Origin of the sequence: Aeromonas sp. ZOR0002 (assembly GCF_963866995.1) — a bacterium.
Taxonomy (GTDB): domain Bacteria; phylum Pseudomonadota; class Gammaproteobacteria; order Enterobacterales; family Aeromonadaceae; genus Aeromonas; species Aeromonas caviae.
Genome location: NZ_CAWMFQ010000089.1, coordinates 1 through 9,474, shown reverse-complemented (window position 1 = coordinate 9,474; position 9,474 = coordinate 1). Strand labels below are relative to the sequence as shown.

9 protein-coding genes and 2 pseudogenes are annotated in these 9,474 nt (G+C 62.4%); 3 read left to right on the top strand and 8 right to left on the bottom strand.

Going from position 1 to position 9,474, the window contains the following annotated elements:
* The first annotated feature begins 194 nt into the window (after positions 1–194).
* Positions 195–1,406 carry an MDR family MFS transporter gene (locus AACR77_RS05015; protein ID WP_042880137.1) on the top strand — a complete coding sequence of 404 codons (1,212 nt, stop codon included), beginning with the start codon at positions 195–197 and terminating at the stop codon, positions 1,404–1,406.
* A 3-nt stretch (positions 1,407–1,409) separates the two neighbouring features.
* Here AACR77_RS05015 and AACR77_RS05010 read toward each other — a convergent pair whose 3' ends face one another.
* Complete coding sequence (locus AACR77_RS05010; protein ID WP_010675361.1) at positions 1,410–1,763, bottom strand: DsrE/DsrF/TusD sulfur relay family protein; 354 nt, start codon at positions 1,761–1,763, stop codon at positions 1,410–1,412.
* Positions 1,764–1,923: 160 nt separating this feature from the next.
* On the opposite strand from AACR77_RS05010, the gene AACR77_RS05005 reads away from it, so the two are divergent.
* Entirely contained in the window at positions 1,924–2,316 is a 393-nt protein-coding gene (locus tag AACR77_RS05005; protein ID WP_042880136.1) for a DUF1090 domain-containing protein, read from the top strand.
* Positions 2,317–2,515: 199 nt separating this feature from the next.
* Here AACR77_RS05005 and AACR77_RS05000 read toward each other — a convergent pair.
* The 3 genes and pseudogenes from AACR77_RS05000 to trhP form a co-directional block, all read right to left on the bottom strand.
* Positions 2,516–2,622 (bottom strand): annotated as a pseudogene (locus tag AACR77_RS05000) (YfhL family 4Fe-4S dicluster ferredoxin); the annotation flags it as partial.
* Between the two features lie 112 nt (positions 2,623–2,734).
* On the bottom strand, positions 2,735–2,983 hold the full coding sequence (locus AACR77_RS04990) for a YfhL family 4Fe-4S dicluster ferredoxin (RefSeq protein WP_010675358.1): 249 nt from the start codon (positions 2,981–2,983) through the stop codon (positions 2,735–2,737).
* Position 2,984: 1 nt separating this feature from the next.
* A complete protein-coding gene (trhP, locus tag AACR77_RS04985; RefSeq protein ID WP_010675357.1) occupies positions 2,985–4,349 on the bottom strand; it encodes a prephenate-dependent tRNA uridine(34) hydroxylase TrhP in 1,365 nt (454 codons plus the stop codon).
* Positions 4,350–4,792: 443 nt separating this feature from the next.
* On the opposite strand from trhP, the gene AACR77_RS04980 reads away from it, so the two are divergent.
* Positions 4,793–5,719 (top strand): L,D-transpeptidase family protein, encoded by a 927-nt coding sequence (locus tag AACR77_RS04980; protein WP_041212511.1) that lies wholly within the window; start codon positions 4,793–4,795, stop codon positions 5,717–5,719.
* 71 nt (positions 5,720–5,790) lie between these two features.
* Here AACR77_RS04980 and AACR77_RS04975 read toward each other — a convergent pair whose 3' ends face one another.
* The 4 genes and pseudogenes from AACR77_RS04975 to AACR77_RS04965 form a co-directional block, all read right to left on the bottom strand.
* The gene (locus AACR77_RS04975) at positions 5,791–6,168 is read right to left on the bottom strand and encodes a VOC family protein (protein WP_010673739.1); all 378 of its coding nucleotides are present in this window, start codon (positions 6,166–6,168) and stop codon (positions 5,791–5,793) included.
* 142 nt (positions 6,169–6,310) lie between these two features.
* Positions 6,311–7,651 carry a TldD/PmbA family protein gene (locus AACR77_RS04970; RefSeq protein WP_042880133.1) on the bottom strand — a complete coding sequence of 447 codons (1,341 nt, stop codon included), beginning with the start codon at positions 7,649–7,651 and terminating at the stop codon, positions 6,311–6,313.
* Positions 7,651–7,740, bottom strand: a pseudogene (locus AACR77_RS23100) (TldD protein); the annotation flags it as partial. The pseudogene AACR77_RS23100 and the gene AACR77_RS04970, both read right to left, overlap by 1 nt.
* A gap of 17 nt (positions 7,741–7,757) precedes the next feature.
* The gene (locus AACR77_RS04965) at positions 7,758–9,158 is read right to left on the bottom strand and encodes a TldD/PmbA family protein (protein WP_042880129.1); all 1,401 of its coding nucleotides are present in this window, start codon (positions 9,156–9,158) and stop codon (positions 7,758–7,760) included.
* Between the last annotated feature and the right edge of the window lie 316 nt (positions 9,159–9,474).

Genomic DNA, 9,474 nt, shown 5'->3' with positions numbered 1-9,474 from the left:
AAGCGGCTGCTGCTCCTGCTGCCGTTGCCGTCGAAGAGCCGGCTGCCGAATAAGGCTGCCGTATGTGAAAGAGCCGACCCTTGGGTCGGCTTTTTTGTGCCTGTCGCCGGCATGGCGCAGATTGTCTCCTTGTTCCTTTTGGCGCCCCTTGATATAAGGGACGACCCCGCTTCGTTGGCAAAAGGAATTGCAGCATGTCATGGGCCTACCTCAGGCAGTTTCCTTCCCTGGTCTGGATCGTCATCCTGGGCACTTTCATGGTGCGTACCACCTTCTTCATGGTCTGGCCCTTTCTCTCCATCCTGCTCTACCGTGACTACGGACTTTCGGCGACCCTGATAGGCGCCATCCTGGGGGCCACGGCGGCGCTTTCCACTCTTGTCAGCTTCTATGGCGGCTGGCTCTCGGACAAATGGGGGCGGCGCAACATCCTGTTGTTCGGCTGCCTGGTTTCCGCCGCCAGCGTGGCCCTGCTCGGCCTCTCCCACCAGGTGGGCTGGCTGGCACTCGGGGTGATCGGCAGCGGACTCTCCTACGGGCTCATCGACTCACCGGGCAAGGCACTGATGGCCGACAATCTGGCCGAGCCCAAAGCCCGTGAGCTGGCGCTGCACCTGCGTTATTTCCTGCTCAACCTGGGGGCGGCCATCGGTCCTCTGCTCGGCGTCACCTATGGCCTGAGCGCGCGTCAGGAGACCTTCCTGTTGCTCAGTGCCAGCTATCTGCTGCTTGGCATCGTCTTTGTCATCGGGTTCAGGCTGGCGGGTTGCCACACCAGCCAGGCGGCCGGGCCCGGCATGCGTGCTGTGCTGCGGGTGCTCTGGCAGGACAGGGGGTTTCTGCTGCTGATCATGGCCAATCTGCTGCTGATGCTGGTCTACGCCCAGTTCGAGTCGCCCCTCATCCAGTATCTGACCCGCGCGGGGACGCCGGAGGTGGAGCGGCTCATCGGCTGGCTGGTGACGACCAATGCGCTGACCATAGTGATGCTGCAGTTCCCCCTGCTGCACCTGACTGCCCGCTGGTCCACGCGGCGCAAGCTGCAACTCGGGGTGGCGCTCTTTCTCGGCGCCCAGTTGCAGTTTGCGCTGGGGGATACCGCCATCTGGTGGCACTGGATAGTGGCGGTGATCCTCCTGAGCGTCGGGGAGTGCATCCTCTTCCCCTTGCTCAATGTGCTGATCGATCAGATGGCGCCTGGTCATTTGAAGGGGAGCTATTTCGGGGCGGCCTCCATCTCCGGACTCGGGGTGGCCATGGGGGCCTTGCTGGGAGGCTGGGTGCTGGCCCACTGGGGCGGGAGCTGGCTTTACGCTCTGATGGCGCTGCTCTGCCTGGTGATCCTGATGCTCTATGGTCTGAGTACCCGGACCTCGCGCCCTGCGCTGGTCCGGGCCGGGCCCTGACGGCTAGAAGGTCAGCACCTTGTCGGCGGCCAGAGTCCATTGGGCCAGCAAGGGGAGGGTGCCTATCTCTATGCCCTCGACAAGGGGTAGCGGGGTGATGCCGCGCGCATCGGTGCAACTCTTGCAAAGCCGGATCCGGGTGCCCTGAGCCAGCAGTATCTCCAGCATCTGGCGCAGGTTGTAGCCCTCGGCCGGAGCCTGCCCGGCCAGAGCAGCAGTGACGGCATCCGACATCAGGAAGAGGTTGAGGTCTACCTTTCCCTCCTCTTTGAGGGCGATGCCGAGGCGCAGGGCATTGAACAGGGACTCGCTGCCATAGGGGGCGCCGTTGGCAATGATGAGAATGTGTTGGGTCATGTGGCTCTCCTGATTGAAAGGGCCATTGTAGCCTCGGCGAAAGCGGCCCGGCATGATGCAGAGCACACTCTGTCGTAGCCCGGCCCCGTGTGTCTTGACCTCACACAGGGAGTCAGGTCTCATGGACGGCCATCCAGTATGACAGAACACAGAGGTTGTTATGTGGAATATCGCCGGAATAGGCTTATTGTTGTTGGCCGGACAAGCCTATGGTAGTGAAAACATCGGCTGCAAGGCCAGACAGCAGGCCGTGACGGATCAGCTTGCGTTCGCCAGGGCGCACAACAACCAGGAGCAGGTAGCCGGCCTTGAGCGGGCACTGCGCAACCTGGAGGCCCATTGTACCGATGCCGGGCTCCTTGAGGAGCAGCAACGCAAGGTGGTCAAGCAGAGGGAAGAAGTGGAAGAGCGGCTGGCCGAGTTGCAGAGCGCACGGGTATCGGGCAAGCCGGACAAGATTGCCAAGAAGCAGTCCAAGCTGGAGGAGTCCCAGGCCGAGTTGCTGGAAGCCCAGCGCGAACTCGAGGCGCTGCAAAAACTGGTCAAACCCTGAGGGAAGGGCAGCGCAATAGAAAAAGCCGGGCATGCCCGGCTTTTTCTATTTCTGGATAATGCACCCGCGAGTGTCAGACGCTGACTGCTTGTGCATCCGCACGAATTTCTCCATCAGCTGATCTTCGGTTTCCCACCCGATGGATGGGATCCCGGAGGATGCCGTCCATGGGGCGCAGATGCTGATGCAGGTGCTACAGCTACTGCCTGTGCATCCGCACGAATTTCTCCATCAACTGATCTTCGGTTTCCACCCTATGGACGGGATCCCGGAGGATGCCGTCCATGGGGCGCAGACGCTGATGCAGGCGTTACTGCCTGTGCATCCGCACGAACTTCTCCATCAACTGATTTTCGGTCTCCACCCTATGGACGGGATCCCGGAGGATGCCGTCGATAGGGCAGACGCTGATGCAGGTTTACTGCCTGTGCATCCGCACGAATTTCTCCATCAGCTGATCTTCGGTCTCCACGTGGGCGGGATCCCAGATGATGCAGTCGATAGGGCAGACGCTGATGCAGGTGGGCTTCTCATAGTGGCCGACGCATTCGGTGCAGCGATCCGGGTCTATCTCGTAGATCTTGCTCCCCAGGGTGATGGCCTGGTTCGGACACTCCGGATCGCACATGTCACAGTTGATGCACTTGTCGGTGATGAGCAGTGCCATCTCAGGCCGCCGAGTGAGGTTGACGGGTATCCTCGCGCTCGCCGAGGTTGCGCAGCAGGATACCGTAATTCACGTCGATCTCCTTGGGAACCGGCACGTAGACCACGTGGCCGTTACCCGGTGCGGTGTCGATGAGCTCGCCCTTGCGGTTCTGCATCTGCTCCAGGTTGAAGCTGAGGTTGCCCTGGGGGGTCATCAGCTCCAGGCTGTTGCCCAGCAGGAACTTGTTCTTCACCTCGACTTCGACCATGTCACCATTGCGACCGGTGATCTCGCCGACGAACTGCTGGGTGTCGGAGACGGAGTAACCGTAGTCGTAGTTCTGGTATTCGCTGTGGTTGTGACGGCGCAGGAAGCCCTCGGTGTAGCCGCGGTGAGCCAGGTTCTCGAGGGTGCCCATCAGGGTCGGATCGAACGGACGGCCAGCCACCGCATCGTCGATGGCCTTGCGATAGACCTGCGCGGTACGGGCGCAATAGTAGAAGGACTTGGTACGGCCTTCGATTTTCAGGGAATGAACGCCCATTTTGGTCAGGCGCTCGACGTGCTCGACGGCGCGCAGATCTTTGGAGTTCATGATGTAGGTGCCGTGCTCGTCTTCAAACGCAGTCATGAACTCGCCCGGGCGGTTGGACTCTTCCAGCAGCACCAGGGCATCGGTTGGCTTGCCTGCGCCCAGGGTCGGATCCACCTTTTGCACGGCGATGGGCTCCTGGCGGTGGACGATCTGGCCCACGTCATCTTCCTTGCCCTCGTGCACCTTGTACTCCCAGCGGCAGGAGTTGGTGCAGGTACCCTGGTTGGGGTCACGCTTGTTGATGTAGCCGGAGAGCAGGCAGCGGCCGGAGTAGGCCATGCACAGCGCCCCGTGGACGAAGACTTCCAGTTCCATCTCCGGCACCTGCATGCGGATCTCCTCGATCTCGTCGAGAGACAGCTCGCGGGAGAGGATGGCACGGGTCAGGCCCATCTGATGCCAGAACTTCACCGTGGCCCAGTTGACCGCGTTGGCCTGCACCGAGAGGTGGATAGGCATGTCGGGGAAGGCTTCGCGCATCATCATGATGAGGCCGGGGTCGGACATGATGAGTGCATCCGGCTTCATATCCACCACAGGGCGCATGTCGCGGATGAAGGTCTTGAGCTTGGAGTTGTGGGGCTGGATGTTGGCCACCACATAGAACTGCTTGCCGAGGGCATGGGCCTCGTTGATGCCGAGCTGCAGATTCTCGTGATCGAATTCGTTGTTGCGTACCCGCAGGCTGTAGCGCGGCTGGCCCGCATAGACGGCGTCTGCGCCATAGGCATAGGCGTAGCGCATGTTCTTGAGGGTCCCGGCAGGGGAGAGCAATTCTGGTCTGAACATGTTGGACTCTTTTATCTGATTGCAAATCAGGACGGCGCCACCTGATGGCGTCGTGTGGGTTCATCGGTGGCGCGACCGTCTTCGACGCACGGCCATCCGATGGGGGTACATCGGAGCAGGAGGTGACTCAATACTCCGGATATACGGGGTGCGAGATTGTACTCGTGACCGCCTCGTCATGCAATTTGGGACGGCCTTGGCATGCCTGCGCCATGTTCATTTTACGCTCAGACTGGGGTTGCTAGAGTGCAAGGGGTGAAAGATGCCCCCGAGTTGGCGGTGAAATGGATCTTTTCGGCGAAAAAGACCATCTCCAAGTTGAAATTTTGCCCTGCTCGGGAAAGAATGCGCGCTCGGTTGTTGGTCCCCGGTGACGGGCCCACAAGAGACCGATGATGAGCAGGGCAAAGGCCCACAGGAACAGGAAACCATACAGGAATTTTATGAATCCCCTTCGCATTGCCGCTTCGGCTCTTTTATGTACGCTGGCGCTGGTCAGCCAGCAGGCCGCCGCCGTTGAATACCAGCTGCCTGCGGCCAACAGCCGCCTGATCGGTGAGAACCAGGAATACGTGGTGCCCGCAGACAACCGTCCGCTGGAGCAGATCGCCTCCGACTTCCAACTGGGTCTGACCAACATCATGGAAGCCAACCCGGGCGTCGACCCCTACCTGCCCAAGGCGGGCAGCACGCTGATCATTCCCCATCAGCTGATCCTGCCCAACGCTCCCCGCGAAGGGATCGTCATCAACGTGGCCGAGATGCGTCTCTACTACTACCCGAAGGGCAAGAACGTGGTGCATGTGCTGCCCATCGGCATCGGCCAGCTCGGGGTCAACACCCCGGAGAACTGGATCACCAAGGTTGAGCGCAAGCGTGCCAACCCGACCTGGACCCCGACCGAGAATATCCGTCGCCGCTACGCCGCTCAGGGCAAGACCCTGCCCGCGGTCTGGCCGGCCGGCCCGGACAACCCCATGGGCCTGCACGCGCTCTACATCGGCAACCTGTACGCCATCCACGGCACCAACGCCACCTTCGGCATCGGTCTGCGGGTGAGCAGCGGCTGCGTGCGCCTGCGCGCCGACGACATCAAGTATCTGTTCGATCACGTGCCGGTCGGCACCCGCGTCCAGTTTGTCAACCAGCCGGTCAAGACCACGGTCGAGCCGGATGGCGGTCGCTACATGGAAGTGCACGAGCCGCTGTCGCGCACCGAGGAAGAGTTCAACTCCACCGCCTCCGTGCCGCTGCCCATGACCCCGGCGACCACCCGCTTCATCGCCCACGCTGACAGCGATTCCAACGTGGTCAAGCAGGTGCTGGAACAGCGTACCGGCATCCCGACCCGCCTCAATCCAGAGGCGTAATGGCCGGCAAGTGCAGTTAAACAACAACGGCGACCATCAGGTCGCCGTTGTTGTTTCTGCGTATCCGGACGTCAGCTGGCTGGTGGGGCATAGAGGGCCAGCCAGTTGCCTTCGGTATCCTCGATGATGACCCGGGATCCATGACCGCTGCCGATGCTGTGCAGAGGCTCCAGCACCCGCCCGCCGAGCCGTGGGACCAGCAGCTCCGCCTCCTGCAGCCTGTCACCTAGGGAGAGATAGATGAGGGGACCGGCACCGCCGGGCTGGTGATATTTGTCCATGGGGCCGAGACAGGCCGCCGCGTTGCTGCCGTCGTGGCGCAGCATGGCAAAGCGCATGGTCTCTTCCTGGATGGGGGTGACCTGCACATCGAGCAGGGCCGAGTAGAAGTCCATGGCGCGATCCAGATCCCGTGTCGGAATGTCGGCCCAGACCAGGGTGTTGTCCATCGTCGTATTCTCCAGAGTTCCCGGCCAACGCGGTCGGTGGCTCTTTGAGGTTAGAAGTGGCTGTCGGGGGGCGCCATGGATAAAAAAAGCGGCGCCTGATGGCGCCGCTTGAAGGGGGAAGAGCCGAGTAAGGCTCCCCCTCTTATTTGCCGGCAATGCTGAGCCCGCCAAAGCGGATCAGCGGGGCATAGAAGTCCTTGCCATCGTCGTGGTGCAGCTGGTTGCCGACCGCTTCCAGCTCCCCGAGCAGACGATAGAAGTTGCCCGCCACCGTGATGCCGCGTACCGGCGCCACGCGCTCGCCATTTCGGCAGAGGAAGCCGGAGGCGCCGAACGAGAAGTCGCCGCTCACCGCATCGGCCCCGGAGTGCAGGCCGTCCAGCTTGACCAGCTCCAGGTACACACCGCTTTGTACCTCGGCCTCGCCGTGGGGGCCGAGCCCGAACACCAGGTGACGAGGGGCCACGTCCAGGGCACTGCGGGCACTGCGGGCGGCTGCACCGTTGCTCGTCACGCCGAAGTGGCGGGCGGTGGCGCTGTTGTGCAGCAGGGTCTTGAGCTCCCCCTCGCCGATGAGCAGGAGATCCGAAGTGGCGGCCCCTTCGCCGTCAAACGCCTTGATCTTCATGCCCCCCGGCATATAGGCACGACTCTCCAGGGTGAGCCAGCGAGAAGCCACGCTTTGGCCCAGCTTGTCGCGCCAGGGGTTGATCCCCTGCTGGGCCCACTTGCCAGACAGGGCGGACTCGAAGCAGCCAAACAGGCTGGCAAAGCAGTGGGTGCTGAAGATGACGCTGTAGCGACCGCTCGGCACCGCCTCACCCATCAGCAGGCCATCGGCCACGGCGTGGATCTGGCGGATGAGAGGCTGGCTCTCCAACTCGTCGAAGCGCCGTGCGTACTGTCCCTGGTAGTGCATGGACTGGCGGCCCTCCCGCTCGATGAGAGCGGAGCTGTGGCAGCCGACGCTGAATTCCTGATGTTCGCAGAGGCTGCCCTGGCTGTTGGCAAGCCAGAGGCGGCTCTCCCCCTCGAAGAAGCCGTTGTAGGGGGCGCCGGTCACGTCCGGCAGGGCCAGCATGTCGGACTCGAGGCGCAGGGTCAGGGCGATCTTCTCTTCCACCGCCGTGGTGTCGGCTTGATGTATCTCGGCGCAGTCGGTGATGAGCCTGCTCTGCTGCACTGTGATGCGTTGATCCGGGTCCACCTTGGCGAAGCGGCTCGCATCGAGCGCATCCTGCACCATGGCATCCAGCGCCGACGCGTCGAGGGACTCGGAATAGGCGATGCCGACCCGGCCTTCCTTGATGAGGCGAATGCCGATCTGCTGGCTGCTGGTGACCTTGTATTCACTGAGCTCGCCCTTGTCGGCCTTGAGGGAGAAGGCCTTCTCCTGATTGGCGATGACGTCTGCCTCGGCACCCAGATCGGCGACCTGGTCCAATAGACGGGCAAGCAGTTGGTTCATGTCGAGTTGGCTCATCAGGCGTTCCCCCCAACCAGGATATTGTCAACCTTGAGCGGCGGCTGGCCGACTGAAACGCGAATGAGGCGGGAGATGGAACCGCATAGAGTGTCATGGACGTTCATCAGGCGTTCCCTCCGACCAGAATGCTGTCAACCTTGAGCGGCGGCTGGCCGACCGAGGTTGGAATGGATCCGGAGACCGAGCCGCACATGCCGGCGGAGAGGGCCAGATCGCGCCCTACCATGGAGATCTCCTTCAATACCTGCGGGCCGGTGCCGATCAGGGTGGCCGACTTGAGGGGCCGGGTGATCCTGCCCCCCTCGATGAGGTAGGCCTCCTGCACGTTGAAGTTGAACTCGCCGGTACCGGGCTGCACAGAGCCACCCCCCATCCGCTTGGCATAGATGCCGTGTTCCACGGTTGCCAGCATGTCGTCGAGGCTGTAGTTGCCCGGTTCGATATAGGTGTTGCGCATGCGGGAGGCGGGGGCGAACTTGTAGGATTCCCGGCGCCCGGAACCGGTGCGGGCGTAGCCGGTGCGAAGGGCCCCCATTCTGTCCACCAGGAAGCCGGTCAGCACGCCGTCCTTGATGAGCTGGGTGTGCTGGGTCGCCATCCCCTCGTCATCGACGTTGATGGAGCCCCAGGCGTTGCCCTGCAAGCCCTCGTCCACTGCGCTGACCGCCGGATTGGCGATGAGCTGACCCATCTTGTCGTGGAACACGGATGCCTTCTTGGCCACCGAGGTGGTCTCCAGCAGGTGACCGCACGCCTCGTGGAAGATGACGCCGCCAAAGCCGCTCTCCATGATGACCGGCAGCTTGCCGCTCGGGCAGGGGGCGGCGCCCAGCTTCACCAGTGCCTGGCGGGTGGCGGTGAGAGCCAGCTCGCGGGGATCGATGCTCTCGGCATGCTCCCATCCCTTCATGGCACCGGGGGCTTCATAACCTACGCTCTGCTCGCCCCCGTCCAGGGCGATGGTCTGGGCCATGATGCGGTTGTAGTGGCGGCGATCGCTCACCTGGACTCCTTCGCTGTTGAAGATCTCCACCTCCTGTTCCCAGCCGAGCACGTTGCCCGAGAACTGGCTCACCTTGTCGCTCTCGGCGCGGGCCGCAGCGTCCATGGCATGCAGGTAGGCGATCTTCTGCTCCAGCAGCTTGTCGGCCGACAGCGGCAGAGCGATCGGGTTGCGGTCGGTCAGGCGGGTGAAGTCAAAGGCAGTGGCGGTGACCACGGGGTCACGCCTGTCCTTGGCCGCCAGCAGGGTAACGATGCGCAAGAGCTCGTTGCGATCGGCCAGGTTGGTGTAGCCGTAGAGCACCTTGTGGCCGTAGCACAGGCGAACGCCGATACCGAAGTCGAGACCACCGCTGATGTTCTCTATCTGGCTGGAGAGCAGGCTGAGCTGGCTGCGGCGCTTGCGCTCCACAAACAGCTCGGCGAAGTCGGCACCCAGCGCAAGCGCGTGATCGAGCACGTCGCGGGCGATGGCGGGGGCCAACAGGGAGAATGAAGTCATAGAATATCCTTTTCTGGTCTGTCCGTTTGCTTCCGACACCCGGCGTTGTGTTGTTATGGGGTGTCGACCTCATTGTTGCAGACCAGAAGCAAAAAGTCGCTATAGCGTCAGCCGATGATACCAAACGAGAAAATCGGTACGATTTATGCGCCCGGCAGCCCGAGCGCAGGCTACCGGCAGGGGAGGTTGGCGCCGCTCATGGCGCTCGCTTGATATGAGGTCGCCCCACTGCTCGATACGGGGTCGGTCTGGTCGCCCATTGGCTGGCGTCGTTGAACATCCAGGCGGCCAGGATCAGAGCAGTTCGTGGATCTCG